Raw genomic sequence first — 26,593 nt, 5'->3', positions numbered from 1 at the left:
TGACAGATCAAGCCCCGTCCGGATCGGTTCCCGGGACCCCGGTCGCAAGTAATCCTGGTGGGCAAGGCACCGTCGGGGCGGCTTCGGTTCGACGCCGGCGTCGTTTCCCGCTGGTCTGGCTGGTGCCCATCGCGACGGCGCTGATTGCCGGCTGGCTGGCGTGGGACGCTTTCTCCAAGCGCGGCCCCGTGATCACCGTGTCGTTCGACACGGCCGCCGGTCTCACGGCCGGTCAGTCCCAGCTCAAGTATCGCAACGTCGTCATGGGAACGGTCAAGACCATCACCATCCCGCCCGACCTGTCGAAGGTGCTGGTGACGATCGAGACGGTGAAGGAAGCCGAGCCTTTGCTCACCGACAAGACGATCTTCTGGGTCGTGAAGCCGCAGCTCTTCGCCGGCAATATCTCCGGCCTCGAGACCATTCTGTCGGGCTCCTATATCGGCATGCGGCCGTCATCCGAGGCGGGCGCCACAAAACGTGAATTCGTCGGCCAGGAAGACCCGCCCATCCTCCAGGCCTCGGTCAAGGGAACGACCTTTCGGCTCGACTCCAGGAGGCTGGGATCGATCAGCCTCGGCGCACCGATCTTCTTTCGCGATATCGAGGTCGGCACGGTGCTGGGATGGGACCTGCACGATCTTGCCAGCCGGGTCGCCATTCATGCCTTCGTGCGCGCACCCTACGACCGCTACGTGCGCGACGATTCGAATTTCTGGAATGCGTCCGGCCTGTCGATCTCGCTCGGCGCCAACGGCGTCAACATCGAGATGGAATCGCTGCGCGCCATCCTGCTGGGCGGCATCGCCTTCGATACCGCACATGATTCGACCGCCCCGATCAGCCAGGCCGGTCATCGGTTCAAGCTCTATACCAACCTCGAAGAGGCCAAGTCCGCGGGCTTCGGCCAGCAGATCAAACTGATCTCCTATTTTCCCGGCTCGGTCGCCGGCGTGACGGAAGGGGCCGAAGTCAGGTTCCACGGCCTCAAGATCGGCGAGGTTACCCGTGTCGGACTGGTCTACGATCCAAAGACCGACCGCATCGTCGCGCCGGTCCATTATCGTGTCGAATCCGGCAGGGTCAGCAATCTCGCAAAGACCCGGGGAATGGAGCCCATCAACGTCGCCGAGGAGATGATCAAGCGCGGACTGCGCGCGACGCTGCAGGCGCCGAGCCTGATCAGCCCGCAGAAGGTCATAGCGCTGGAGGTCTTGGCCGATGCCAAGCCGGGCGAGCTCACCGAGGAAGACGGCCACTATGTGATCCCGGCCGCCGAACTCGGCGGTTTCGACAGCATCACGGCGTCGGCCAGCGAACTGCTGAGCAAGATCAACCGCATCGATTTCGACAAGATCGGCAACAGCCTGGTCAGCGCCTCGGTCGGAATCGACCAGATGATAAACGGGCCGCAGATCAAGACGACCCTGGCGGCCCTCGAGAAGGCGATGATCGACGTCCAGGACATCGCGCGGAAACTCGACGTCGACGGAACGCCGGCCCTGAAGCGCCTGCCCGACATCGCGTTGCAGTTGCAGGAGGCCATGACGAAGGCCAATCGCCTGATCGGTTCGGTCGATAAGGGATACGGCGATACCTCGAAGTTCCATCGCGACCTCGACCGCCTGATGCCGCAGATCACCGATGCGGCGCGCTCGATCCGCGCCCTGGCCGATCTTCTGTCGCGTCACCCCGAGGCCCTGATCAAGGGCCGCACCAACACGGGCAAGGAATGAACTCCATTTCACTCGGCCGCCGCCGCTTCGGCCTCCTCGCCTTTCCGGTGCTCGCCGCGCCGGCTCTTCAGGCCTGCGGTTCCTCGCCGGAACCCGTCCTCTACACGCTCGCCGTGCGACCGGGTCCGGTGCTGCCCCGGGGGCCGCGCATCGTGCAGGTGCGCGACATCGGTCTGCCCGGCTATCTCGACCGCAAGGAGATCGTCCGCTCGACCGACGACTTCAAGCTCGATGTCCGTGCCAACGCCTGGTGGGGCGAGCCGGTCGGCGGGATGCTGGCGCGGACCATCGTGCTCGAGCTGTCGCAGCGCCTCCCGGGCAGCCAGGTCTACAGCGAAGCCGGCTCGATCACGGCGGATCCCTATGCCACGGTCGGCGTCGACATCCAGCGCTTCGACGCCGACAAGGCGGGCAATGTCATCCTGCTGGCGCAGGTCGCGATCCAGTTCAACCGGCCGACCCGTACCGCCGCGCGCAACTTCTCGATCTCCAAGCCCGTACCGACGCCGGACACGCCGGGCCATGTCGCCGCCATGAGCGACGCGCTCGGCGAGCTGTCGGACGGCATCGCCACGCTGCTTCAGTAACGCCATGCTGCGGGCCTTCGCCGTGCCGCGCGACCCAGGTCCCCTGGTGACGTCGCCGCAGCTCAGGGAATGCCCTGGCTGCGGCCTGTTCCAGATCGTGCCGGCGATGGCGGCCAACATGCGCTCCGACTGCGAGCGCTGCGGTACGCGGCTGCGATCGACGCGAGCCGATCCGACGGGCCGCTGCCTGGCGCTCACCTTCACCTCGCTGGTGCTGTTTGCCATCCTGTGGCTTGCGATGCTGATGAAGGTCTCGACCGCCGGCATCGTTCACGAGACCACCATCCTTTCCGGCCCGTCCGAGCTGGTGCGCCATGGCCTGTGGCCCTTGGCCCTCGCCGTCTCCTTCACCACGGCGTTTGCGCCGCTCATCAAGTTCGCCGGCACGCTCTACGTGCTGGTCGGGCTGCGCATGCGGACCCTGCCGCCCAATCTGCGCGGCATCTTCCTGATCTCCCGGCGCATGGGTACCTGGGCGATGCTCGAGGTGCTGCTGCTGGGCGTGTTCGTGGCCTACACCAAGCTGGGCGACCTCGTCACGATCGAGCTGGGGCCGGCGGTCTATGCGCTGGGCGTCCTCACGGTGGTGATCGTCTGGGCCGAACTCGCCCTCGATCCGCAGGCCGTGTGGGAGGAGATCGAGCGTCGCGGCCAGACCCACGCGCCGATGCCCCCGCTCGCGCCGCTCGAATACCGGCCGGGCGCCGCCGGGTGCGAGGAATGCAAGCTCGTCTGCGTGCCGTCCGAACATGACGGGCGTTGTCCCCGCTGCGGCTCGCGCGTTCACGAGCGCAAGCCCGACAGCCTCAATCGGACTCTCTCCCTCTCCCTTGCAGGCGCCATCCTCTACATCCCGGCCAACGTTTATCCGGTGCTGACGGTGATCCAGCTCGGCTCCGGCGCACCCAGCACCATCATGGGGGGCGTCGAGGAACTCGTCTCATCCAAGATGTATCCGCTGGCGCTTCTGGTCTTCTTCGCCAGCGTCCTGGTGCCGCTGTTCAAGCTGATCAGTCTGATCGGCATGATTTCAGTCACCTCGCTGCCCGGCACGGCGCAAACCGCCGGCGTGTTCCTGCGCCAGCGCACGAAGCTCTACTTCATCGTTGCCTGGATCGGCCGCTGGTCGATGGTCGACATCTTCATGGAATCCTTGCTGGGGGCACTCGTGCAGTTTGGGCGCGCGGTGACCATCGATCCCGGCATGGGTGCGCTGGCTTTCTGTGCCGTGGTCATCGTCACCATCGTCGCTGCCGAGGCCTTCGATCCGCGCCTCATGTGGGATGCCGCCGCGCGCAATCCCCATCGACAGGGCCGACCCTCCGCGGTCCCACAAGGCAGCGCGGCCAGGGCGCTTCCTGCCGGCTGAACGTCCGACCAAGGATCGACTGCGGATTTTTCTGCCCAGCGAATAACGCCGCAGCGCCCGGATTGACTCGCTCCGGCTCGAATGTCCTAATGTCATAACAATAGAAGAGCCGATGTCATGAGGCACGGCCACAACATCCCTGGGAGGGAACGATGAGGGCTTTCAAGGCCGCCATCCGCGCGTTCGCGTTCGCAGCTTTCGGCACGCTGTCCGTTGCGACGGCGCGCGCCGAGGACATCGTCGTCACCCATTACGGCTCGCTGCTCTATGGCGTGCCCTACGCCATCGCGATGGAGAAGGGCTACTTCAAGGAAGCCGGCGTCGACATCACCGGTATCCTGACGTCGAAGGGCGGGGGAACCAGCGTCCGCAACATGATGGCGGGCGACACGCTGTTCGCCGAAGTGGCTCTGCCGGCGGCGCTCGCAGCCATCAAGGAAGGCTTCAACATCAAGATCATCAGCGGTGGCACCAACGGCCGCAGCTCGTTCTGGGTGACCCGCGTGGGCGAGGCAATCGATAAGCCGGCCGACCTCAAGGGCAAGCGTTTCGTCTATTCGCGTCCGAAGTCGGTGAGCGAGGCGATCACGCTCTCGGCGCTGAAGTCCTGGGACATCACCGCCGCCGACGTGAAGATGGTGGCCATCGGCGATTTTGGTGCGGGCCTCACCGCGCTCGAACACAGCAAGGTCGACGTCGCCATCATCCCCGAGCCGATCTACTCCCAGAAGGAAAAGGCCGGTGTGAAGTACAAGACGCTGGGCTGGATCGACGAGAAGCTGCCGGCCTATGCCCAGACCGTCGGCATCGCGACCGACGAGACCATCGCCAAGCACGGGCCCAAGCTGAAGGCGGTGATCGAGGCGCGTCGCAAAGGCGTCGAGTTCCTCCATGCCAATCCCAAGGAAGCCGCGCAGATCGTCGCCAAGGCCTACAACCTGCCGCTCGACGTCGTGACCAACGCCATCGCCAACGTCACGAAGATGAACCCGACCTGGTGGGGCAAGGGGCAGCTCGAGATGCCGTTGATGCAGTCGATGGCCGATGCGCTGGGATCGGTCGGCGCGCTGCAGCTGCCGGTCGACTGGAAGGCGGCGACGGACCCCCAGTTCGCCCCTGTCGCGGCGAAGACCCAATGATCGCGGGGGCGCCGCGGCTGGCGGCCGTCGAAAGCACGGCCGCCCACAAGATCCATGCGCGTCTCGACGGCGTGACGCGCGTCTACCCGCCGCGCGCGGGCCATGGTGAAGTCCATGCGCTCGGTCCGATCTCCTTCGACCTGATTGCAGGCGAGTTCTTCAGCGTCGTCGGACCGTCCGGATGCGGAAAGTCGACCCTGCTCGACGTGCTGTCCGGTCTCGCCGTTCCTTCTGCCGGCACGGTCGAGTTCGAGGGCAAGCCGGTTCGTGGCGAGGTCCCCGACGGCGTCGGCGTCGTGTTCCAGGAGGATGCGAGCTTTCCCTGGCTCACCGTCGAGGACAATGTCGCCTTCGGTCTGCGGCGGGCCGGCGTCGATGCGGCGGAGAGCAAGCGGCGTGTCGACTTCGCCGTCGGTTTCATGGGGCTGCGCGACTTCCGGCGTGCCTATCCCAGCCAGCTCTCGGGCGGCATGCGCCAGCGCGTCTGCATCGCGCGCACGCTGGTGATGCAGCCGCGGCTGATCCTGCTCGACGAGCCGTTCGGGGCGCTCGACCAGCAGACGCGCCTGCTGATGGGCGACGAGTTGCTGCGCCTGTGGCGCGAGACCTCGGCCACGGTGCTGCTGATCACCCATGCGCTCGACGAGGCCAACCTGCTGTCGGACCGTATCGGCGTGATGTCGGCGCGGCCCGGCCGCTTCCTCGACATCGTCGAAACCGGCTGGCCGCGCGACCGCGATTCTCGCCTGGCCGAGCGTGCCGATTTCGGCGCGGTCACGGCGCGTCTCTGGTCCTACCTTCGCGGCGAATCGCTGCGAGCGCTGGGGCAGGGGACGGCGGCACGATGAGCAAGGCGGGCTGGATCCGCACCCTGCTGCTGGTGGGCGCCGTCGGCGCCCTCGAGCTGGCCTGCCGGACCGGCGCGATCGCACCGACCATGGTGACCGCCCCGTCGAAAATGGTGACGACGCTCGTTGAAACCCTGCGGTCGGACGAGATCGGCATGCATCTGCGGCACACGCTGTCGGCCGTGGCGATCGCCATGAGCCTCGCGATCGTCGGCGGCTTCGTGATCGGCTTCATCCTCAACTGGGTGCCGTTCCTGCGCCGCGCCTTCAGCCCCTTCCTCGCGGCCTACTACGCGATCCCGCACTTCGCCTTCTATCCATTGCTGATCGTCATCTTCGGCCTGGGCCCGGTGCCGCTGATCGTGCTGGCGACCCTGTTCGCCATGGTCGCCATGATCCTCGCCACCATGGCGGGCCTCGATCGCGTGCCGCGCGTGCTGCTGCGGACGGCGCGCATCCATCGCCTGTCGCTGATCGAGGAGATCTGGCGGGTCCGGCTGCCGGCGGCGGCGCCGCACATCCTCTCGGGCCTCAAGCTCGCCGTCGCCTATTCCTTCATCGGCGTGATCGCCGGCGAGTTCATCCTGTCGACCAGCGGCATCGGCCACGAGATCGCCTTCGCCTACGACAATTTCGACAATCCGCGCATGTATGCGCTGATCCTGTTCGTGCTGGGGATCGTGACTCTGTTCAACATGGCGGTCTTCGCCTGGGAGCGTCGCATGCTGCGCCGGCGCGGGGCATGAGCCGCGGCCTGCTCTCGCTGCGCGCCTGGCGCGATCCCATCCTCGTCGCGATCTCGCTGGTCGCGCTGTGGCAGGTCCTGCACGAGATCGCGGGCGACTCGGCCGTGACGGCGCCGGCGCCCACCCTCGCCCATCTCTGGGAGATGATCGGACAGGCGCGTTTCCTGCCGCACTTGCGCGAGACAGGTCTCGCCTTCCTTCAGGCGCTGGCCATCGCCTGCGGCGGCGGCGTGCTGATCGGCGTCGTGCTGGGCGGACACAAGCTCACGGGCGAGGTCGCCGAGCCGATCCTCGTCGCCCTCTACTCGGTGCCGAAGATCACGCTCTATCCCGTGATCCTTCTGCTGTTCGGCCTCGGCATGCCGGCCAAGGTCGCCTTCGGCGCCCTGCACGGGATCATCCCGGTCGTGCTCTTCACGATGAACGCGGTGCGCAACGTCAACCGCACCTATCTGCGGGCGGGCCGCGCCATGCGGCTGACGCCGGCGCAGACCGGCTGGTACGTGCTGGTTCCCGCCACCCTGCCCGAGATCTTCTCGGGCCTTCGCATCGGCTTCTCGCTCACGCTGCTGGGCACGATGCTGGGCGAGCTCTTCGCCTCGCAGCGCGGGCTCGGATTCCTGCTGATGACGGCGATCGACCTGCACGACGTGAAGACGATCCTGTCGATCGCGGTGCTGATCTCGGTCTTCGCCATCGCTTCGAATGCGGCGCTTCTGGCAATCGACAAGCACCTGCATCGCGGAGAGGCTTCCGAGAAGTCATGAACAGGATCGCCGTTGCCCGTGAAATGGGCTCGCCGCTGCATCACCAGATCTATCTGGTGCTGGCCGACGGCATTTCGACCGGGCGCTATCCCGAGGGCGAGCCGCTGCCCACCGAGGAACAGCTCACCCGCATGTTCAGCGTGTCGCGCATCACCGTCCGTCGCGCGATGGCCAGCCTGCACGATGCCGGCCTGATCGAGCGTGGCGCCGGGCGGCGCACGATCGTGCGGCCGCAGATCGGCCAGCCGATGCGCATGCCGGTCTCCTCGGTGATCGAGAACATCGTGTCCTATGGTGCGGAGACCGTCGCCGAGGTCCTGGAGTTCGGCTACGTCGAGGCCCGTGGTTTCGCGCGCGACCGGCTGTGGGATGCCGACCAGAATCCGGTCCAGCGCGCGGTGCGCGTCCGCTCCCAGGATGGCACGCCGGTCATGCATCTCACGAGCTACGTACCCGCAGCGCTTGGCCAGACCTTCACCCGGGCCGACCTCAACCGCATCCCGATGTTCCAGCTCCTGGGCCGGGCGGGCGCCCATATCTGTGGCGCCGAGCAGCTCGTCTCTGCGGTGCTGGCCGAGCCGTTGGTGGCGTCGCGCCTCGGCGTCAAAGTCGGCGCAGCGCTCATCGACCTGCGCAGCCTGATGACCGATCAGAACGGGCGGGCGGTCGAGTACGTCGAGATGCTCGCCGTGCCGGAGCATCTGAAGCTGCGCTTCACCGTGCATCCCGAGACGCTCAAGCCGCATCAGCGGCCATCGCCCATCGAGAAACGCAAACGCTAGAGGAAGAAGCCATGTCCAACGCCGCCAATCTCCGCAAACTGCTGTCATCCAAGAAGATGATCGTCGCCCCCGGCGCCATCGACTGCATCACCGGTCGTGCCATCGCCCAGGCGGGCTTCGCCGCCGCCTATATGACGGGCGCTGGCACCTCGGCGACCCTGGGCTATCCCGACTATGGCCTGATCACCATGAGCGAGATGGTCGGTAATGCCAGCCGGATCGCCAATTCGATCGACATCCCGCTGATCAGCGATAGCGACACCGGCTTCGGCAACGAGCTGAACGTGTTCCGCACGGTGCAGGAGTTCGAGCGCGCCGGCGTCGCCGCGATCCACATCGAGGATCAGGTGTTTCCCAAGAAGTGCGGCCATCTCGACAACAAGGAGTTGGTGAGCCGAGAGGACTTCATCGCCAAGATTCGTGCGGCTTCGGCCGCCCGCAAGTCGAAGGATTTCTGCATCATCGCGCGCACCGACTCGCGCGCCGTCGCCGGCCTCGACGAGGCGATCGAGCGCGCCAATGCCGCCCTGGCCAACGGCGCTGACGTGGCCTTCGTCGAGGCGCCGCAGACCATGGCCGAGATCGAGTCCGTACCGCAGCGGGTCAACGGCCCGTGCCTGTTGAATGTCGTGCGCGGCGGCAAGACACCGGAGATCGATCTCGATGTCGCCGAACGCATGGGATACGCCATCGCCATCGTCCCCGGCCTGCTGCTGGGCGGCATCATCTCGACCTGTGACCGACTGCTGGGCGACCTGAAGCAGGGCAAGTTCCCGCCGGTCACCGGCTCGCCCGGCAAGACCTTCGCCCGCTTCGGCGCCGCCGAATGGGACGAGCGTCGCACCGCCTTCCGCGACCCGATCAAGGCCGCTGCCGAATAGCTCATTTCGAGTTCCTCTCCCTCGCCAGGGGGAAAGGAAAATGAATCTCTGAGGAGGAAGTGCATGGCCGCCGCGCGCACGATGTTCGAGAAGATCTGGCAGCGTCATGTCGTCGTCGATCGCGACGACGGCTACACGCTGCTTTATATCGACCGTCACCTGATGCATGACGGTTCGGCGGCGGGCTTCGCCAAGCTGCGCGAGCGCAACATGAAGCTGCGCCGCCCCGACCGCGGCTTTGCCACGCCTGACCATTACGTTCGCAGCGACAGTCGCGCGATCGCCGACATTGCCGATCCGCATCACCGCAAGCTGGTCGAGGCGATCCGCACCAACACCACCGAAAGCGGCGTCACCCTGTTCGATCTCGGCGACGAGCGGCAGGGCATCGCCCATGTGGTCGGTCCGGAGCAGGGTGTCACCCAACCGGGCCTGACCCTGGTCTGCGGCGACTCTCATACCTCGACCCACGGCGCGCTGGGAGCGCTCGCCTTCGGTATCGGCTCGTCCGAAGTAGCGCACGTCATGGCCACGCAATGCCTGTGGCAGCGCAAGCCCAAGGCGATGCGCATCAGCATCGACGGTACTTTGGGCGCTGGCATTACCGGCAAGGATGTCATCCTGGCCATCATCGCGAAGATCGGCACGGCCGGCGCGGTCGGCCATGTCATCGAATATGCCGGCAACGCGATCCGTAGCCTGTCGATCGAGGGTCGGCTCACGGTCTGCAACATGTCCATCGAGGCCGGTGGCAAGGCCGGCATGGTGGCGCCCGACGACACGACGATTGCCTATCTGAAGGGCCGGCCCTTCGCGCCCAAGGAAGCCGAATGGGACAAGGCGGTCGCCTTCTGGCGCACCGTGCCGAGCGACGAGGGTGCCGCCTTCGACCGCGAGGTCAGCCTCGATGCGGCGTCGATCGCGCCGATGGTGACCTGGGGCACCAGTCCCGAGGATGCGCTGTCGATCACGGGCCGCATCCCCGAGCCCTCGACGGCGCCGGATGCCGCCAAGAAGGACAGTATGAAGCGTGCGCTCGACTACATGGGCCTGGTGCCGGGCACGCCGCTCGAGCAGGTGCCGGTCGATCGCGTGTTCATCGGCTCCTGCACCAACAGCCGCATCGAGGATCTGCGCGCTGCCGCCAAGGTCGCGAAGGGCCGCAAGGTCGTGATCCCGTCCTGGGTGGTCGCGGGCTCCGGCCTTGTGAAGAAGCAGGCCGAGGCGGAGGGGCTGGACAAGATTTTCGTCGAGGCAGGCTTCGAATGGCGCGAGCCCGGCTGCTCGATGTGCGTCGGCATGAACGGCGATACCGGCAAGCCGCAGCAGCGCATCGCCTCGACCTCGAACCGCAACTTCATCGGCCGGCAGGGACCGGGGGTGCGGACGCATCTGCTCAGCCCGGCAATGGCGGTGGCCGCCGCCGTCTCGGGTCATTTCGCCGACGTCCGCAAGCTGGCCTGAGGGAGGCATCGCCATGGAAGCTTTCACCACACTGGAGGCGGTCGCCCTCCCGATCGACCAGCCGAACCTCGACACCGACCAGATCATCCCGGCGCGCTTTCTCGGCAAGCCGCGCGACATGCAGGTCGGCGCACTGTTCCACGACCTGCGTTACACGCCCGACAAGTCGCCGCGACCGGACTTCGTCACCAACATGCCGGCCTTTGCCGGGGCGAAGATCGTGGTGGCCGAGCGAAATTTCGCCTGCGGCTCCTCGCGCGAGAACGCCGTCACCGTGATGGTCGACAACGGGCTGCGGGCGTTCATTGCGCCGAGCTTCGGCGACATCTTCTTCAACAACTGCTTCCAGAACGGTGCCCTGCCGATCCGCCTCGATGCGGCACGGGCGGCGCAACTCCGGGGCATGCTCCATGCCTCGCCGGGTGCGCGAATCAGGATCGATCTGGCGAGCCAGACCGTCGTCGGACCCGACGGCAAGACCGACCGCTTCGAGATCGATTCCTTCCGCAAGGACTGTCTGCTGAAGGGCGCCGACGAGGTCAGCCTGACCTTGAGCTACGACCGGGACATCAAGGCCTTCGAGGCGAGGCAGCGCCAGGAGATGAGCTGGCTGTAGCGCCGCAGCGCTACTTCGCGGGCCCGAACCCCTGCAACGTCCAGACGAGCGGGGCGGGGTCTATGCGAACCTCGCCGCTCTGCGGCCGGTCGATGTCCAGGATCAGAACGATGGCCAGCGTCCAGACTCCGAGCAGCATGACGGAGAGTCCGGGCTGGCGGCTGCCGACCAGGCCGAACCCGTAACCCACGGCGCCCACCGCAAAGATGGAGACGGTCAGCAGGAGCCGCAGGACGTAGGCCGGCACATGGCTGTTGAAGTTGCGCCGGTTGGTGAGCGACAGGTCGATCATCTCGTTGAGCGAGGAGAGCAGCAGGCCCGAGATCGGCGTCGGCGAGCGCGCGGCAACCGTAGCCGCCAGCTGCCAGAGTTCGTTCTGCAGGCTGTTGGTCCGCTGGTTGAGCCGATCGACCTCTGCCGGATCGGGACTGCCGCGGACCACGGCGATGCGCGTCTCGGTATAGTCGCGCAGCAGGCGTTGCATCGACGCGCCCTCCGCGCCGGTCGCCACCGTCGCGCGCAGCCAGGCGGTGCCTATGGCATTCGCTTCGGCCAGGACCGAGTCCCGGCGCTGCTGGTAGCGATCCGACGCCATGGAAAGAGAGACGCCGAGCAGGAACGCCAGCAGGCCCATCACGCCCGCCGTCGCAAAGTTGACCGATGATTTCTCCCCGTCCGTCGGGGTGTGCCGGCGGGCGATGAACTTGCCGAGTTGTACCCCGAACTCCAGGGACGCCAGCAGCAACAGCAGGACGAAGAGGCCGGCGAGATGGAGGTTGCCGTTGGCATGCGTCTGAAGGAACGCGAACAACATGTCGAAGGGGCCGAGGGACATGCTTTGTTCGCTCGCGGTCAGGGGCTCAGGGCTTCCAGCGCAGGAAGTTGGCGATCAGCCGAAGTCCCGTCGCCTGGCTCTTCTCGGGATGGAACTGCGTCCCCGCGAGATTGTCGCGGCCGACGATCGCCGTGATCGGCCCGCCATAGTCGGTCAGCGCGAGCACCGTCTCGGGCTTGCTGGCGGCGAGCTGATAGGAATGCACGAAGTAGGCATGGGCGCGCGGCGCGATGCCGTCGAGCAGGGCATGCGGCCTGAGGTCCGTCAGCTCGTTCCAGCCCATGTGCGGGATCTTGAGATGGTCCTTGCCGGGCTCTATGCGCACGACGTCACCGGCGATCCAGTCGAGCCCGGCATGAATGCCGTACTCGACGCCGCGCGTCGCCATGAGCTGCATGCCGACGCAGATGCCGAGAAACGGCTTGCCGCGCTCGATCACCTCGCGCTGCAGCGTGTCGACCATGCCCGGCACGCCGTAGAGCCCGGCGCGACAATCGGCGAAGGCGCCGACGCCGGGCAGCACGATGCGGTCGGCGGCGGCGACTTCGGCCGGCGACGAGGTCACCAGCACGCGGTCGTCGGTCCCAGCCTCGCGCGCGGCCCGTTCGAAGGCCTTGGCGGCGGAGCGCAGGTTGCCCGATCCGTAATCGACGATGGCAACAGTCATGGGGTGACGGTCATGTTCGAGCCTAGAGCACGCCCTTGGTGCTGGGCACGGCGGTGGTCTGGCGCGGGTCGATCTCGACGGCGACTCTCAGCGCCCGGGCGATGCCCTTGAAGCAGGTCTCGACGATGTGGTGGTTGTTCTCGCCGTAGTGGTTCCAGACATGCAGGGTCAGGCCGCCCAGCTGGGCGAAGGCCTGGAACCATTCCTTGAACAGCTCGGTGTCCATCGTGCCGAGCTTGTCGCGGGTGAAGTTCACCTTCCAGATCAGGTACGGCCGGTTCGACACGTCGAGTGCCACCTCGGTCAGTGTCTCGTCCATCGGGATGGTGGCGCTGCCGTAGCGGCGGATACCCTTGCGGTCGCCCAGCGCCTTGGACAGGCACTCGCCCAGCACGATGCCGGTGTCTTCCGTCGTGTGGTGATAGTCGATGTGCAGGTCGCCCTCGGCGCGCACGGTGATGTCGATCAGGCTGTGGCGCGAGAGCTGCTCGAGCATATGGTCGAGGAAGCCGATGCCGGTCTTGATGTCGTAGACGCCCGTGCCGTCCAGATTGATGGCGGCGGAAATGCGGGTTTCCTTGGTCGCGCGGTCCACGGACGCGCGTCGTCCGCCGTCGCCGGGCGTTGTCAGGGAGGGCTGGGTCGTGGCCATGGGGAGGTTCATACAGGAACGCGGGCGGCCCGGTCGAGCGCCACACGCGTCAGAATGACGCCCGCGAGCACGATCAGCCCGCCCAGCAAGCGCGCCGCGGTCAGCGGATCGCCGAAGAAGGCGGCCGACAGGCCCACCCCGGCCACCGGGATCAGGTACATGTAGACCATGACCCGGCTGACCCCCAGCCGGTCGAGCCCGGCGGTCAGGCCGAGGAAGGCGACGCCCACCGGGAAGATGGCGGTGTAGAGCCAGAAGCCCAGCAGCCGGTCGTCGAGCCGTGCGAATTCCCCCAGCGAATCGAAGAGGAGGGCGATCGGCACCAGCACCAGCGAGCCGAACAGGGTCGTCCACGCCATCACCGGGAGTGCGCCCAGCCGCCGATTGTAGGGCGCGCAGCGCTCGACGTAGAAGGCCCAGGCGAAGGCCGCGAGCATCCAGAGAAGCGTGCCGTCGAGGCTGCCGAACGACAGGGTGATGGCGTCGAGACTGTTGTTCACCACCAGGACCACGCCCATGAAGGCCAGCACGATGCCCGCCCAGCCCAATGGCGGCAGCCGCCGTCCGCCGAACCAGGCGAGGATCGCGGAGAAAGCGGTGGTGGTGGTCATCACGATCGAGCCGACGCTCGGCGCGCTGCGGGCCATCGCCAGGCCCCAACAGGCCTGGAACAGGGTGACGCCGACCAGCGAGAGCAGGAACAGCGGCAGCCAGTCGCGCCTCGCCAGCCCCAGCGGTCGCCCCATTAGCCTCATGGCGGCGAACAGGAAGAGGCTGGCGATCAGGTAGCGCGAGCCGCTGTAGAGCAGCGGGCTCATGACCTGCAGCACGTCCTTGGCGAAGGGATAGCTCGATCCCATCAGCATGGCCGCGCCGAACGTCAGCGCATCGCCGGTGTAGCGACGGTCCTTGGTTCCCGCCCACGTCATATCGGGGAGGGCCAGGGAGGGGGAAAGCAACGCGCGCGCTCGTCGAACATCTTCATGTTCATAAACTCACAAACGCTTTGACTGTAGCCTTCCCCTTCCGGCCCTGCAGGCCACCTCCCCCATGTGATGGGGGAGGAACGATCATGACTTCGCCGCCGTCGACGTCTTCTGCGCACCCCAGAAGCCGAACAGGGCGCCGGCGACGCGGCGGATCTGGATCTCCTCCGAGCCCTCGGTGATGCGGTAGCGGCGGTGGTGGCGGTAGATGTGCTCGAACGGCGTGTGGCGCGAATAGCCGATGCCGCCATGGACCTGCATGGCGCGGTCGGCGGCGTCGCAGACCAGCCGGTTGGCGCGGTAGTTCGACATCGCCACCCATTCGCTGACGTTCATGTGGTGCTCGCGGTCCAGATGCCAGGCGGTCTTGCGCACGAGACCGCGTGTCATCTCGGCCTCGGTGTGCAGCTCGGCCAGCGGGAACTGGATCGCCTGGTTGGTCGCCAGCGCCTTGCCGAACACCTTGCGGTTCTTGGCATAGGCCACCGACAGGTCGATGCAGTATTGCGCCGCGCCGAGGCTCGACGCGGCCTGGCGAATGCGGTTCTCGTGCACGAAGGTCTGCGCCACGTCGAGGCCGCGGCCTTCCTCGCCCAGCATGGTCGAGCCCGGCACGGTGACGTTGGTGAGCGACACCTCGGCATGGTCGGACGGCATGTTGAACGTCCACCACATGTATTCGATCTTGAAGCCGGGGCTCTTCACCGGCACCAGGAACGCCGAGATGCCGCGCGCATCGCCGGCCTTGCCGGAAGTGCGCGCGAAGACGAGGTCGACGGTCGCGGTGTGCATGCCGGTGTTGAACCGCTTCATGCCGTTGATCACCCAGTCCGAGCCCTGCTTCGTCGCGGTGGTCTCCATGAAGGTGGCGTCCGAGCCGTGCAGCGGCTCGGTGAGGCCGAAGCCGATGCGCTCGGTGCCGCGGAACATGCCCTCGATGTAGCGGTCCTTCTGCTCCTGCGTGCCGAAGCGGTGCAGCAGCAGGGCCACCGGGAAGTTGCCGACGATCGAGCTCTCGTTCTGCAGGTCGTTGTGCAGGCCGAGCCCCTTGTGGGCCAGATGCTCGCGGATGATCGCCATCGCGAGGTTGGAACCGTCCTTGCCGCCCAGCGCCTTCGGCAGTCCGAAGCGTAGATGGCCGGCCCTGTCGGCGCGCCGCTTCATCTCGGCCAGCAGCTCTTCCCATTCGTGCCGCGGCTGGCCGTCATTGTCCCAGTCGGTGCGCGCATGCTCGCGGCGATGGTCGAAGAAGCGGATATTGTCGTTCTCGCGCTCCAGAGGCCGGATCTCGCGCTCGATGAATTCGTCGAGCTCGGCGATATAGGCCGCGATCTCCGCGGGAATGTTGAAATCCATGGGCCGCTCCTCCGGGTAAACGTTCGTTCACTTCGTATTGTGAAGCGTCGGACGAATGGCGTCGAGGCGCACCGGAATAACTTGCAGTTCCTCCGTATCGTCTATCGATACGAGACTCTTGAGTTGCCCGTCGGCGTTGTGGGGATAGCCACAAAGGTAAAGCAGCGCTCCGCGCGCGGCGACAAAGAAGGCGTCAGGGTCGATTGTTTGCGTCGGCCACGTTTCCGCGACAACGCGGACCTCCGCTCGTTCGAGGCCGAAGAGCGTAGCGAACTCCCAATCCGGGAAGAATGTTCCCAAGATGGCGGCGCGCAGGGCTTGGCCAATGATGTTGATGTTGATGTTGATGTCGATGTCGATGTCGCGGTCGGAGAGGATTCGGCAATTGCCAGCTGTTGCCTCACGCGGCTGGCAACTCCACCCTGAACCGGCTGCCGCCGCCCTCTGCCGCAAGGCAAACCGCGTCGCCGCCGTGGCGGCGCGCGATGTCGAGGACCAGCGCGAGGCCCAGCCCGCTGCCGCGGCCGGTCTCGGCGCCGCCAGCCAGGCGGTAGAAGGGCTCGAAGATGCGCTGCCTCTCGGCCTCAGGCACGCCGGGGCCGTGGTCGATGACGTCAAGCACGGCGCGGTCGTCCTCTCGCGTCACTGAAACGTCGATCGGCGTGCCGCCGCCGTAGCGCTGCGCGTTCTCGACCAGGTTGCGCACGAGGCGGCGCAGCAGAGTGCGGTCTCCGGAGACGGTGACCGGTTCGCCGTCCACCTCGACGTCGTAGTGTGAGGCTTCCTCCGCGGCGAGTGCCAGCAGGTCGACCGGCTCGTGCTGCTCCAGCTCGGGGACGGCTTCCAGCCGGCTCGCCAGCAGGATCTGCTCGATGAGCTGGTCGAGCTCGGCCACGTCGCGCTTCAGTGACTCCCGCGTCTTGGGATCGGCGGCGTCGCCCAGCAGCGAGGCCGCGACGGCGATGCGGGTGAGCGGCGTGCGCAGCTCGTGGCTGGCATTGGCCAGCAGCAGCCGGTGGGCGGCCACCAAGCCCTCGATGCGCTCGGCCGAACGGTTGAAGCTGGCGGCCAGGGCGGCCAGCTCGTCGCGGCCCTCGACCTTCACGCGGGCGCTGAGGTCACCGCCGCCCAGCCGGTCGACGCCGGCCCTGAGCCGCTCCAGCCGCCGGCCGAGGCCGCGCACCACGGGGAACGAACCGATGGCAACAGCAATGGCCACCATCCCAAGTGCCGCGGCGATCCAGAAAATCGGGTTGGGCCGCTCGCGCACCTGGCGCGCGACCAGCCAGCGGCCGTCCGGCAGTTGCAGGACGAAGTTCGGCCCGCCCGGACCGCGCCGCCAGCCGGTGCGCGCCCGTTTGGGCTCGAAGCGCGGCGGTGGCTTGCCGGCCATGGCGATCATGTCGCCGTCGGGCTCGTAGAGCGCGATGTCGAAGCGCAGCTTGCGCTGCAGCCCCTCGATCGCGCGTTGCTGGTCGGCTTGCGGCGCCGTCGCATCCGGCAGCAGCGCGCCGGTCAATTCGGCCGCGACGTCGAGATACTGCGGTGTGCGATTGTCGTCGTCGGCCACCCGCCACAGCAGCACTGCCGCGCCGACGAACACCGCCAGCACGACGAGGATGGTGACGTAGAACTGCAGGTAGAGGCGCTGCACGGCCTAGCGATCCTGGTCCTTGGCGAAGACGTAGCCGGTGCCGCGCAGGGTGAGGATGCGGCGCGGCTTCTTGGGGTCGTCCTCGATGGCGGCGCGGATGCGGCTGACATGGACATCGACCGATCGGTCGAAGGCTTCGAGCTTTTCGCCCTTCAGCACGTCCATCAGCGCGTCGCGCGACAGCACGCGCCCGGCCCGTTCGGCCAACGCCAGCAGCAGCGCGAACTGGTAGGAGGTGATGGTGCGCTCCTCGCCGTCGATCCTCACGACGCGGGCGCCCTTGTCGATCTCGAGCCGGCCGAAGCGCAGCACGTCCGACTTCGGCGCGGCGCTGCCCTTGCGGCGCAGGATGGCGCGCAGGCGGGCCTGCAGTTCACGCGGTTCGAAGGGCTTGGCGAGATAGTCGTCGGCGCCGAGTTCCAGTCCGACGACGCGATCCATCGGTTCGCCGCGGGCCGTCAGCATCAGGATCGGCACGTCGCTGGTGCCGCGCAGGCGCCGGCACAGGTCGAGCCCGTCGGCGTCGGGCAGCATGAGGTCGAGGATGACCGCGTCGAAGGTCTCGCGCTTCAGCTGCGCCTCGCCGTCGCGGCCGGTATTGGCGATCGTCACGCGAAAGCCCGCCCCGCCGAGATAGTCCGAAACCATCCCGGCGAGGCGGTCGTCATCGTCGATCATCAGGATGCGCTCGGCCATTGGCTCAGTATCGGACCGGCGCGACCCCGATGTCATCTTTCGTCAACCCTCGCCGCTTGGCCCTTGGGCTCAGCCTTTCCGGGGGCCGTGCTTGTGGTCGCTCCAGGTCTTGAAGAAGGCCTGGCGCTGGTTGGCGTTCAGCACGTTGCCGGCATCCGTCAGCGCCTTGGTGAAGCGCTTGGAGCTCGTGTCGGCGATCTTCATCTGCTCGACGCGGATCTGCTCGATCTTCGCCGGGTCGATGGTCGGGGCCTCGAGTGCGGCGCGCATCGCCTTGCGGTTCTCGACGCGCTGGGCATGCAGCGGCTTCATGTCGGCGAAGGCGGCCTGCAGGATGCCGACGATCTGCTTCTTCTGGTCCTGCGTCGCGTCGGTGCCGTTCAGCGCCTTGTCCACGCGCTTCTCGATGCGCTCCTGGAACTTGGCCGGGTCGACCGACCCGCCGTCCGCCCGGGCAAAGGCCGGCATGCCGGCGGTCGCCGCGAGGCTGCCCGCGAGGAGGGCGGCCATTACCGTCTTGATGCTGAGGTTCGTCATGTCTGTCTCCATCTGGTTCGGGTGCTGTCCCCGTACGCCTAAGATGGAGGGGCCCGGTTTCGCGCCCATCTCGCGCCGGTAAAGTTGTGTAAAGTGCCCCCACCATGACGATCGTGACGACCGCGCGCCTCTCGCTCAGGCCCCTGCTGCCCGCCGATGCCGAAGACTATGCCGCCATGCGTTTCCATCCCGAGGTCGCCCGGTGGCTGCCGCCGGCGCCGGGCAAAGTGCAGGAAGGCGATCTCGTGGCGGCAGCCCATGCCGCGATCGAGCGCTTCGCCGTATCGTGGGAGCAGCGCCGCCTCGCTCCCTGGGGCGTGTTCTGCGAGGGCAGGCTGATCGGTCATGCCGGCCTGAATTTCATCGACCAGTTCGACGGGGTCGAGGTGCTGTGGTCGCTGCATCCCGACGCCTGGGGCCGCGGCTACGCGACCGAAGCGGCGCGTGCGGCGCTCTCTTACGGGTTCGACACGCTGGAACTCGACTCGATCTTCGCGATCACGCTGGAGGAGAACCGCGCCTCGCGCTCGGTGATGCAGCGGATCGGGCTCACCTACCGGAAACGCGTCGACTACAAGGGCTTCACCGACATCGTCTGGTACGACGTCGACCGCGCGACCTATGCGGAGAGGATGTCCAGCGCGGCGCGGTGAACCGCAGGGTCGCCGGCAGCGACGACGGCACCGTCGGAATGCATGTCGAGGGCGTTGCCCTTCCAGTCCGTGATCGTGCCGCCGGCTCCCGTGATGACCGGAATGAGAGCGGCATAATCGTAAAGCTTGAGGTCGGCCTCGACGACGAGGTCGACATGGCCTGCCGCCAGCAGCCCGTAGGCATAGCAGTCACCGCCCCAGCGGAAGAGCTTCACCTTCTCGGTGAGGCTCTGGTGCGGCTGGGCGTAGCCGTCGGCGAACATGCCGGGCGCCGTCGAATACATGTAGGCGCTGGCGAGGCTCGCGCAGGCCCGCACCGAGATCGGCTTGCCGTTCAGGGTCGAGCGCGCGCCTGCGACGCCCAGCCAGCGTTCCTGCAGGATCGGCTGGTCGATGATGCCGAGTACGGGCTTGCCGCGATGAAACAGGCCGATCAGCGTGCCGAACAGCGGCAGGCCGGTGATGAAGGCCTTGGTGCCGTCGATCGGGTCGAGCACCCAGACATACTCGGCGTCGGTACGGACCGCGCCGTGCTCCTCGCCGAACACGCCATGGTCGGGGACTTCGCGACTGAGCAGCTCGCGCATCGCCGTCTCCGCTTCGCGGTCGGCGATGGTGACGGGACTGAGGTCGGACTTGTCGTCGACCGTGACGCCGGTACGGAAGTAGCGCGTCGCGATCGGCCGGGCAGCGTCAGCCAGCCGATGGGCCAGCGCGACGAGATCGAACGGAACCACTTAGGGAAGCGGAACGGGTGTGTCGGCCATCGTGCGCAGGTACGCGATGATGTCGGCGCGATCCTGTTCCTTCGGGAGGCCGGCGAAGGCCATCTTCGTGCCGCGCACATAGGCGTTCGGCTTGAAGACCATGTGGTCGATGTCTTCGTAGGTCCAGTCCCCGCCCTTGGCGCTGAGCGCCGAAGAGTAGGAGAAGCCGGCATGGCTGGCCTTGGGACGTCCCACCACGCCCCACAGGTTCGGGCCGACCTTGTTGGCGCCGCCCTTGTCGACCGTATGGCAGGAGAAGCACTGCTTCTGAAAGAGGGCCTTGCCGGCGTCGACATTGGCGCTGGCGAGCTTCGGACCGATCGGCGGAATCTCGACGGCGGCCGGAGCGGCGGCAGTCGCCGCCGGCGCCTCGTCGGTTACCGCGAGCGCCGGCTTGTCCAGCTTGTGCGGATGCACGACGGCATTGGAGACTTTGCCGACCACCATCGCGAAGAGGGCGGAAGCCAAAACGCAGCCTGCGATCGTGTTGAAACTGGCCATGTCAAATCCCGAAGCGGCAAATTCTACGGACGCTGCTGTAGCATGCCCGCACCGCCGCCAGTAGTATTCCATCACGTCCGGAGGATCGCGCGGCGGAACGTCGCAAGTGCCGGATATTACGAGGTTTTTCGCCTATCGGTGGGCCTCGGAACGCGGCACGGGAGAGTTCGGCAAATGGCAAAAGGTCGGGGCGAGAAGCGGCAGGGCAAGGTCGCCGCCAGCAATATCATCGCCTTCCAGGGCGAGCCCGGTGCCAATTCCGACATGGCCTGCCGCGCGGCCTTTCCCGACATGACGACCCTGCCATGCCCGACCTTCGACGCCGCGATGGGCGCCGTCCAGGCCGGCAAGGCGGAACTGGCCATCATCCCGGTCGAGAATTCGATCGCCGGCCGCGTTGCCGACCTGCACAGCCTGCTGCCGCATACGAAGCTCAAGATCGTGGGCGAGCACTTCCAGCGGGTCGAGCACTGCCTCGTGGCCCTGCCGGGCGCGTCTCTGAAGTCGATCCGGACGGTCAAGAGCCACGTCCAGGCGCTGGCCCAGTGCCGCAACTTCCTGAAGAAGAACAAGCTGCAACCGGTGGTCCATGCCGATACCGCCGGGGCTGCCCGCGAGATCGCCGAGATCGGCGATGCCAGCGTCGGCGCCATCGCCTCGTCGCTTGCCGCCCGGATCTACGATCTCAAGGTTCTGGCCAAGAACATCGAGGATGCCGACCACAATACGACGCGCATGCTGGTCTTCTCGCGCGAGGAGGCCCATCCCGACTGGCGCACCGTGCAATGCATGACCGCCTTCCTGTTCCGGGTGAAGAGCCGCCCGGCGGCGCTCTACAAGGCACTGGGCGGGTTCGCGACCAACGGGGTCAACATGGTGAAGCTGGAAAGCTATCTTTCCGGCGCGCGCTTCGAGCAGGCGCTGTTCTATGCCGAGGTCGAGGGGCACCCCGAGCAGCGCAACGTCCTGCTGGCGCTCGAGGAACTGGGGTTCTTCTCCGACGAGCTGAAGATGCTGGGCTCCTTCCCGGCCAATCCCTTCCGCCGCAAGGGCTGGGAAGCCCCGACCCGTCCCGGCACCTGAGGCCCCTTCAAAGGTAAGTCATGCCGCAACAACCCGTCCGCATCGCCCCCTCCATCCTGTCGGCGGATTTCGCCGCGCTCGGCCGCGAGATCGAGGCGATCACCGAAGCCGGTGCCGACTGGATCCATGTCGACGTGATGGACGGGCATTTCGTGCCCAACCTCACGATCGGCCCGATGGTGGTGAAGGCGTTGCGCAAGCACAGCCAGCAGCCTTTCGACGTCCACCTCATGATCTCGCCGGTCGATCCGCTGGTGCCGGCCTATGTCGAGGCCGGGGCCGACGTGATCTCCTTCCACCCCGAGGCCGGCCCGCACGTCCATCGCACCATTCAGCTCATCAAGGGTCTCGGCCGCAAGGCGGGCGTCGTCCTCAATCCGGCGACGCCGCTCAGCGCCATCGAGCACGTGCTGGGCGATCTCGATCTGGTGCTGGTGATGAGCGTCAATCCGGGATTCGGCGGACAGGCCTTCATCGAGAGTCAGCTCGCCAAGATCGCCGCCCTGCGCAAGGCGATCGATGCGCTGGGCAAGCCGATCGACCTCGAGGTCGATGGCGGGGTGAATGTCGAGACGGCGAAGCGCTGCATCAAGGCCGGTGCGGACGTGCTCGTCGCCGGCACCGCCGTGTTCTCCGGCGGTCCCGACCGCTACGCGGCCAACATCGAGGCGCTGCGCTCATGAGCGACATGATCCTGCACCACTATCCGAACTCGCCCTTCTCGGAAAAGGTACGTGTCGCCTTCGGCCTCAAGAAGGCGGCGTGGAAGTCGGTCGTGATCCCCAACATGCTGCCGAAGCCCGACCTGATGCCGCTGACCGGCGGCTATCGCAAGACGCCGGTGATGCAGGTCGGCGCCGACATCTACTGCGACACGCAGCTGATCATGCTCGAAATCGAGAAGCGCGCGCCGACACCGCCGCTTCTGCCCAACGGCAAGGAAGGTGAGGCGCGGGCGCTCGCCATGTGGATCGACCGCAACATCTTCTGGGCGGCGGTCGGCGTCGTCATGGGCGCGCTCGGCGACAAGCTGCCGGAGGCCTTCCTCAAGGATCGCAGCGCTTTCTCCGGCCGCTCTTTCGACGCGGCCGCCCTGAAGGCCGCCGCGCCGGTGGCCCTGCAGCAGACCTACGCCCAGCTCGCGATCGCCGAACAGATGCTGGCCGATGGACGGCCTTATCTGCTGGGCGATGCGCCATGCCTGGCCGACTGCGCCCTCTATAATCCCGTGTGGTTCATCAAGGAGCGGCTGGGCGGCGGCAAGCCCGTCGCGCCGCTCGACCGGCTGCCTTTGGTCACGGCCTGGTCGGAGCGCATGAAAGCCGTCGGCAGCGGAAAGCCGACGGAAATCGCCGCCACCGATGCGATCGCCATCGCGAAAGCCGCAACGCCCGAGGCGACGAACGTCGCTGGCAACGATCCCACCGGCTTGAAGGCCGGCCAGACGATCAGCGTCACGCCCGACGACACCGGCAAGGTGCCGGTGAGCGGCACGCTGGTCGGACTGACGAACGACCGCGTCTCGATCAGGCGCCATGACGAGCAGGTCGGCGACGTGGTGGTTCACTTCCCCCGCGCCGGCTTCATCATCGCGCCGGCCTAGACGACCTCGACGCCGATCTCGGCGGCGATCCGGCGGAGGGCGGCGACGGAGCGCGCCGTCGCATTGCGTCCATCCTGCGGGCAATGCGTCTCGATGCTGGCGTGTATCTGCCTGATCGGCTTGGGCGCCTTGGCCGCCTCGGTCAGAAGCCGTGTGAGCTCCCTGGCCCACGGAACGTCGCCGTCGCCCAAGGGCACGGTACGCTTGGCCGACAGGTCGCGGTCCTTGAGATGGATGAGATCGACGAGCGGGGCCAAGCCGCCGATCTCGGCATCTGTCGGCGGCGTGCCCATCGCCCAGGCATTGGCGATATCGACCAGCGGCCGCAATTGGCCGGACATTGGATTGGACGCCAGGATTTCCTGCAGGGCAGCGAAGAGCTCGGCGAGCTCGGCAAGCGAGCCGATGTTGCAGACCGGCTCGTTCTCGATTTCGACTGTCACAGAGTAGGTGAGGCTGAGATCGGCCAGGCGCTCGAACCGCCCGATCAGATCGGCTGGCTTGTAGCCGGGATAGCGCAGATGGCTGAACACGCGAATCCGTTCGGCGCCCAGCACGGTGGCCATGTCGAAGGCATGCACCAACGGGTCGTCGGCCGGGCAGTCTGCAGGATCGAAGGCGAAGTCGACCTTGGCGGTTGCGGCTTCCTTGCCGGGTGCGGGCCATTTGAGGAGCGGCGAGACCAAGGTCGGCACGCTCAGTCCTGCAGCCTCGATCCTGCGGGCGATGCTGCCGCCTTCCTCGAGCGACATGCCGAGCAGATTCCTGCCCTCGACCGTGCGCATGTCGAGACGTCGCACCTGGTGCTCGGTGCAGAACGAGATCATTTCGTCGAGGGAGGGGCCGATTTCGTCACCGATGACGGCGAGCGCGAGACGGGGAAGGGACATGCGTCTAACCTACTATGGACGGACCTGTTTGGCTAAAGTCGGGGCGAGCGCAAGGGAGACGGCATGAGCGACGACGCGGCGATCTTCGTGGGGGCCAGCACTGCCGATCAGTACCTCCTTCTGAAATACGCCAACCGGCATGGCCTGATCGCCGGCGCGACCGGCACCGGCAAGACCGTCAGCCTGCAGACCATCGCCGAGGGGTTTTCCTATTCCGGTGTGCCGGTGTTCATGGCCGACGTGAAGGGCGACCTGTCCGGGGTGAGTCAGGCGGGCGGCAACAGTCCGCGGGTGCTGGAGCGTGCCCGGCAACTCGGCATCGAGGGCTATGGTGGGCGCGCCTTCCCGACGATCTTCTGGGATCTGTTCGGCGAGAAGGGCCATCCGATCCGCACGACGGTGAGCGAGGTGGGTCCGGTGCTGATGGCCCGCCTGCTGCAGCTCAACGAAACCCAGGAAGGCGTGCTCAACATCGTCTTCAGGATGGCCGACCAGCAGGGCCTGCTGCTGCTCGACTTCAAGGACCTGCAGGCGCTCCTTCAATGGGTCGCCGAGAATGCCGGCACGCTGACGACAGAGTTCGGCAACGTCAGCAAGACATCGGTCGGCACGATCCAGCGCCAGCTCCTGACGCTCAGTCAGCAGGGCGGCGAGAAATTCTTTGGCGAGCCGGCGCTCGACCTCGACGACATGATGCTCCCCGATCCCTCGGGCTACGGCAGGATCAACATCCTGGCCGCCGATCGGCTGATGCAGAGCCCACGCCTCTACGCGACCTTCCTGCTGTGGCTGCTGTCGGAGCTGTTCGAGTCGTTGCCCGAGGTGGGAGATCTCGACAAACCGAAGTTCGTGTTCTTCTTCGACGAGGCTCATCTGCTGTTCGACGACGCGCCGAAGGCGCTGCTGTCGCGGATCGAGCAGGTCGTGCGGTTGATCCGCTCCAAGGGTGTCGGCGTCTACTTCATCACCCAGAATCCGCTCGACGTGCCGGAGACGGTGCTGGGGCAGCTCGGCAACCGCGTACAGCATGCGCTGCGGGCCTTCACGCCACGCGACCAGAAGGCGGTGAAGGTGGCGGCCGAGACGTTCCGCCCGAACAAGGCCTTCGATGCCGCGCAGGTCATCACGGAACTCGGTGTTGGCGAGGCCTTGCTGTCGTTCCTCGACGACAAAGGTGTGCCGTTCCCCGTCGAGCGCTGCCTGATCGCCCCGCCGCAGGGCCGCATCGGGCCGGCGACAGCGGATGAGCGCGCCGCGGTGATGGCCGCGAGCCCGCTGGGCGCCAGATACGACAAGGTCATCGATCGCCAGTCGGCCTATGAAGTGCTGACCGGCCGCGTCGCCGCGGCAACGACAGTCCCGGCCAACCCCGCCCCCGCCGATGGCGCGCCGCGCCGGCGTGGTCAGTACGGATCGGTGCCGCCCACCGTGCCGGCGACGACGGGCCCCTGGGGACCGCGTCGGTCCGAGCCGGCGCCGCAGGTCGAACAGCCGATCCCGCCCGAGCCGCGCCCGCAGCCGCGCCTCAAGACGGCGCAACCCCCACCGCAAGCACCCACGCCGGAGCCGAAGAGGACGCCTGCCGGCCGTCAGCGCGATTCGGTGGGTGTTGCCGTCGCCAAGGCGGCAGGCCGCAGCATGGCGACCGTCGCCGCGCGCGAGGCGGCTAAGGCGATGTTCGGCAAGGGCAAGGCGGCGAACATCGGTGCCAGCATCGGCGGCGCCGTGCTGCGCGGTGTGCTGGGCTCCATCCTGCGTTAGAGCAAGACGGATTTGAGCGCAGAAGCAGAGAAACAGCCTGTCATCTCCGCTCCGGTCGAGACGACGGGCAAATCGGGATGAGCGCCGAGTTCAGACCTCGACGGTCAGGGTGCCGTCCATGTCTTCATGGCCGTCGCCGCAAAAACACGTCGCAGAAGAAGGTGAAGCGGCCGGCCTTCCGCGGCGTCAGGGCCACGCGCGTTTCCTGTCCCGGTACGATCTCGTGGCGGAGGCCGAGTTCCGGAATCTTGAAGCCGTGAATGCGGTCTTCCGAGGTGAGGACGAGGAGCACGGGCTGGCCGAGCTTCACCGTCACCTTGTTCGGATGGAACTCGAACCTCTTCGCGGCGATCCGCACGTGCGGCGTCGTCTCGGCGGTCAGGCGCGATGCCGCGAAGGCCAGTGGCACGCCCAGCATCACCACGAACCTGCGCTTCATGGTCAACCCCGGATGACCGGAAGTGGATGTGCCCGTAGAACACCACGACGTTGCCGTAGGGCATCAAGAGTTCGATCGCTCTGGCGCCGTCAGCGGTGGTCCAGTCCCAGGCGGGCTGCAGGTCGAACAGCGGGCGATGCGTCAGCACGACGATGCGATCGTCGGGTTTGCGCTGCTTGAGATCGGCCGCCAGCCAGGCGAGCTGTGCGTCGCCCAGCCTGGCGCCCGGATCGGAAACATTGTCGAGCACGATGAAATGCACGCCCTTGTGGTCGAACGTGTAATGCGGCGCGCCGAAGAATTCCCCGTAGGCCTCGCCGGCGTCGAGCGAGGCATCGTGCTCGCCCGGCATGAAGCGCCGTCTTTTACGCGCAACGCCGAAACGATCTCGCGGAAGCGCTGCATACGGGCGCGGCGCTCCTTCGGGTCATCGGTCGTGTGGGTAAGATCGCCGGTGAAGACGATGAAGTCCGGCGGGTTGGCGAGGCCGTTCACGGTCGACCGCCCGACCTGCTGCGCGCGCGCCTCGAGCGCGACCGTGAGCGAGCCTCGGCCGCAGGTGCGCAACCAGCATCGCG

Annotated in this window: 29 protein-coding genes and 1 pseudogene; 16 read left to right on the top strand and 14 right to left on the bottom strand. The window is 66.8% G+C overall.

From position 1 onward, the window contains the following. Nucleotides 1–122: 122 nt before the first annotated feature. The 11 genes from ACT6UX_RS01950 (at nt 123) to leuD (ending at nt 10,935) form a co-directional block, all read left to right on the top strand. Nucleotides 123–1,736 (top strand): PqiB family protein, encoded by a 1,614-nt coding sequence (locus ACT6UX_RS01950; protein ID WP_444773452.1) that lies wholly within the window; start codon nt 123–125, stop codon nt 1,734–1,736. Next, nucleotides 1,733–2,323, top strand: coding sequence for a PqiC family protein (locus ACT6UX_RS01945; RefSeq protein ID WP_444773451.1), 591 nt, complete (start codon nt 1,733–1,735; stop codon nt 2,321–2,323). Before ACT6UX_RS01950 ends, ACT6UX_RS01945 begins: the two co-directional genes overlap by 4 nt. Before the next feature lie 4 nt (nt 2,324–2,327). Next, entirely contained in the window at nt 2,328–3,692 is a 1,365-nt protein-coding gene (locus tag ACT6UX_RS01940; protein WP_444773450.1) for a paraquat-inducible protein A, read from the top strand. Nucleotides 3,693–3,844: 152 nt separating this feature from the next. Beyond that, the gene (locus ACT6UX_RS01935) at nt 3,845–4,831 is read left to right on the top strand and encodes an ABC transporter substrate-binding protein (protein ID WP_444773449.1); all 987 of its coding nucleotides are present in this window, start codon (nt 3,845–3,847) and stop codon (nt 4,829–4,831) included. Then, nucleotides 4,828–5,679: an ABC transporter ATP-binding protein gene (locus ACT6UX_RS01930; protein ID WP_444773448.1), complete on the top strand. Its 852-nt coding sequence runs from the start codon at nt 4,828–4,830 to the stop codon at nt 5,677–5,679. The genes ACT6UX_RS01935 and ACT6UX_RS01930 overlap by 4 nt, the downstream gene beginning before the upstream one ends. Continuing rightward, nucleotides 5,676–6,425: an ABC transporter permease gene (locus tag ACT6UX_RS01925; protein ID WP_444773447.1), complete on the top strand. Its 750-nt coding sequence runs from the start codon at nt 5,676–5,678 to the stop codon at nt 6,423–6,425. Before ACT6UX_RS01930 ends, ACT6UX_RS01925 begins: the two co-directional genes overlap by 4 nt. Next, nucleotides 6,422–7,192: an ABC transporter permease gene (locus tag ACT6UX_RS01920; RefSeq protein ID WP_422009713.1), complete on the top strand. Its 771-nt coding sequence runs from the start codon at nt 6,422–6,424 to the stop codon at nt 7,190–7,192. Before ACT6UX_RS01925 ends, ACT6UX_RS01920 begins: the two co-directional genes overlap by 4 nt. Continuing rightward, nucleotides 7,189–7,974: a GntR family transcriptional regulator gene (locus tag ACT6UX_RS01915; RefSeq protein ID WP_444773446.1), complete on the top strand. Its 786-nt coding sequence runs from the start codon at nt 7,189–7,191 to the stop codon at nt 7,972–7,974. The genes ACT6UX_RS01920 and ACT6UX_RS01915 overlap by 4 nt, the downstream gene beginning before the upstream one ends. An 11-nt stretch (nt 7,975–7,985) precedes the next feature. Further along, nucleotides 7,986–8,855: an isocitrate lyase/PEP mutase family protein gene (locus tag ACT6UX_RS01910; protein ID WP_444773445.1), complete on the top strand. Its 870-nt coding sequence runs from the start codon at nt 7,986–7,988 to the stop codon at nt 8,853–8,855. 63 nt (nt 8,856–8,918) lie between these two features. Then, nucleotides 8,919–10,319: a 3-isopropylmalate dehydratase large subunit gene (gene leuC / locus ACT6UX_RS01905; RefSeq protein WP_444773444.1), complete on the top strand. Its 1,401-nt coding sequence runs from the start codon at nt 8,919–8,921 to the stop codon at nt 10,317–10,319. Between the two features lie 13 nt (nt 10,320–10,332). Then, nucleotides 10,333–10,935: a 3-isopropylmalate dehydratase small subunit gene (gene leuD / locus ACT6UX_RS01900; RefSeq protein WP_444773443.1), complete on the top strand. Its 603-nt coding sequence runs from the start codon at nt 10,333–10,335 to the stop codon at nt 10,933–10,935. A gap of 10 nt (nt 10,936–10,945) precedes the next feature. Here the strand turns inward: leuD and ACT6UX_RS01895 are convergent, their stop codons facing one another. From ACT6UX_RS01895 to ACT6UX_RS01855, 9 genes are all read right to left on the bottom strand, one after another. Then, on the bottom strand, nt 10,946–11,770 hold the full coding sequence (locus ACT6UX_RS01895; RefSeq protein WP_444773442.1) for a bestrophin-like domain: 825 nt from the start codon (nt 11,768–11,770) through the stop codon (nt 10,946–10,948). Nucleotides 11,771–11,795: 25 nt separating this feature from the next. Then, complete coding sequence (hisH, locus tag ACT6UX_RS01890) at nt 11,796–12,437, bottom strand: imidazole glycerol phosphate synthase subunit HisH (protein ID WP_444773441.1); 642 nt, start codon at nt 12,435–12,437, stop codon at nt 11,796–11,798. Nucleotides 12,438–12,459: 22 nt separating this feature from the next. Beyond that, a complete protein-coding gene (gene hisB / locus ACT6UX_RS01885; RefSeq protein ID WP_444773440.1) occupies nt 12,460–13,089 on the bottom strand; it encodes an imidazoleglycerol-phosphate dehydratase HisB in 630 nt (209 codons plus the stop codon). A gap of 8 nt (nt 13,090–13,097) precedes the next feature. Continuing rightward, entirely contained in the window at nt 13,098–14,048 is a 951-nt protein-coding gene (locus ACT6UX_RS01880; RefSeq protein WP_444773439.1) for a DMT family transporter, read from the bottom strand. A gap of 111 nt (nt 14,049–14,159) precedes the next feature. Then, complete coding sequence (locus ACT6UX_RS01875; RefSeq protein ID WP_444773438.1) at nt 14,160–15,431, bottom strand: acyl-CoA dehydrogenase family protein; 1,272 nt, start codon at nt 15,429–15,431, stop codon at nt 14,160–14,162. Between the two features lie 27 nt (nt 15,432–15,458). Next, entirely contained in the window at nt 15,459–15,884 is a 426-nt protein-coding gene (locus ACT6UX_RS01870) for a hypothetical protein (RefSeq protein ID WP_444773437.1), read from the bottom strand. Beyond that, nucleotides 15,832–17,085 carry a sensor histidine kinase gene (locus ACT6UX_RS01865; protein WP_444773436.1) on the bottom strand — a complete coding sequence of 418 codons (1,254 nt, stop codon included), beginning with the start codon at nt 17,083–17,085 and terminating at the stop codon, nt 15,832–15,834. Before ACT6UX_RS01865 ends, ACT6UX_RS01870 begins: the two co-directional genes overlap by 53 nt. A gap of 3 nt (nt 17,086–17,088) precedes the next feature. Beyond that, on the bottom strand, nt 17,089–17,781 hold the full coding sequence (locus ACT6UX_RS01860; RefSeq protein WP_444773435.1) for a response regulator: 693 nt from the start codon (nt 17,779–17,781) through the stop codon (nt 17,089–17,091). Between the two features lie 69 nt (nt 17,782–17,850). After that, nucleotides 17,851–18,318 (bottom strand): Spy/CpxP family protein refolding chaperone, encoded by a 468-nt coding sequence (locus tag ACT6UX_RS01855; RefSeq protein ID WP_444773434.1) that lies wholly within the window; start codon nt 18,316–18,318, stop codon nt 17,851–17,853. A gap of 104 nt (nt 18,319–18,422) precedes the next feature. Between ACT6UX_RS01855 and ACT6UX_RS01850 the strand changes: the two genes are divergently transcribed. After that, entirely contained in the window at nt 18,423–18,971 is a 549-nt protein-coding gene (locus ACT6UX_RS01850) for a GNAT family N-acetyltransferase (protein WP_444773433.1), read from the top strand. On the opposite strand, the gene hisN is transcribed toward ACT6UX_RS01850, so the two are convergent. Together hisN and ACT6UX_RS01840 are read right to left on the bottom strand one after the other, a co-directional pair. After that, nucleotides 18,938–19,708 (bottom strand): histidinol-phosphatase, encoded by a 771-nt coding sequence (hisN, locus tag ACT6UX_RS01845; RefSeq protein WP_444773432.1) that lies wholly within the window; start codon nt 19,706–19,708, stop codon nt 18,938–18,940. The two genes, ACT6UX_RS01850 and hisN, sit on opposite strands and share 34 nt — an antisense overlap. Next, nucleotides 19,709–20,239 (bottom strand): c-type cytochrome, encoded by a 531-nt coding sequence (locus ACT6UX_RS01840; protein ID WP_444773431.1) that lies wholly within the window; start codon nt 20,237–20,239, stop codon nt 19,709–19,711. A 174-nt stretch (nt 20,240–20,413) separates the two neighbouring features. Here ACT6UX_RS01840 and ACT6UX_RS01835 point away from each other — a divergent pair, with 174 nt between their 5' ends. From ACT6UX_RS01835 to ACT6UX_RS01825, 3 genes are read left to right on the top strand one after another with little or no spacing between them, the layout of a single operon-like run. Further along, nucleotides 20,414–21,322: a prephenate dehydratase gene (locus ACT6UX_RS01835; RefSeq protein ID WP_444773430.1), complete on the top strand. Its 909-nt coding sequence runs from the start codon at nt 20,414–20,416 to the stop codon at nt 21,320–21,322. Between the two features lie 20 nt (nt 21,323–21,342). Beyond that, a complete protein-coding gene (rpe, locus tag ACT6UX_RS01830) occupies nt 21,343–22,005 on the top strand; it encodes a ribulose-phosphate 3-epimerase (protein ID WP_444773429.1) in 663 nt (220 codons plus the stop codon). Beyond that, nucleotides 22,002–22,925 (top strand): glutathione S-transferase family protein, encoded by a 924-nt coding sequence (locus ACT6UX_RS01825; protein ID WP_444773428.1) that lies wholly within the window; start codon nt 22,002–22,004, stop codon nt 22,923–22,925. The genes rpe and ACT6UX_RS01825 overlap by 4 nt, the downstream gene beginning before the upstream one ends. On the opposite strand, the gene ACT6UX_RS01820 is transcribed toward ACT6UX_RS01825, so the two are convergent. Continuing rightward, nucleotides 22,922–23,815 (bottom strand): sugar phosphate isomerase/epimerase family protein, encoded by an 894-nt coding sequence (locus tag ACT6UX_RS01820; protein WP_444773427.1) that lies wholly within the window; start codon nt 23,813–23,815, stop codon nt 22,922–22,924. The two genes, ACT6UX_RS01825 and ACT6UX_RS01820, sit on opposite strands and share 4 nt — an antisense overlap. Nucleotides 23,816–23,878: 63 nt before the next feature. Here ACT6UX_RS01820 and ACT6UX_RS01815 point away from each other — a divergent pair, with 63 nt between their 5' ends. Beyond that, nucleotides 23,879–25,576 carry a helicase HerA-like domain-containing protein gene (locus ACT6UX_RS01815; RefSeq protein ID WP_444773426.1) on the top strand — a complete coding sequence of 566 codons (1,698 nt, stop codon included), beginning with the start codon at nt 23,879–23,881 and terminating at the stop codon, nt 25,574–25,576. A gap of 124 nt (nt 25,577–25,700) precedes the next feature. On the opposite strand, the gene ACT6UX_RS01810 is transcribed toward ACT6UX_RS01815, so the two are convergent. Together ACT6UX_RS01810 and ACT6UX_RS01805 are read right to left on the bottom strand one after the other, a co-directional pair. Then, entirely contained in the window at nt 25,701–26,015 is a 315-nt protein-coding gene (locus ACT6UX_RS01810) for a cupredoxin domain-containing protein (RefSeq protein WP_444773425.1), read from the bottom strand. 82 nt (nt 26,016–26,097) lie between these two features. Continuing rightward, nucleotides 26,098–26,367: pseudogene (locus ACT6UX_RS01805) on the bottom strand (metallophosphoesterase family protein); the annotation flags it as partial. Between the last annotated feature and the right edge of the window lie 226 nt (nt 26,368–26,593).

This window comes from Reyranella sp., assembly GCF_052439685.1.
Classification (GTDB): domain Bacteria; phylum Pseudomonadota; class Alphaproteobacteria; order Reyranellales; family Reyranellaceae; genus Reyranella.
This window is presented reverse-complemented; position numbering and strand designations above follow the sequence as displayed.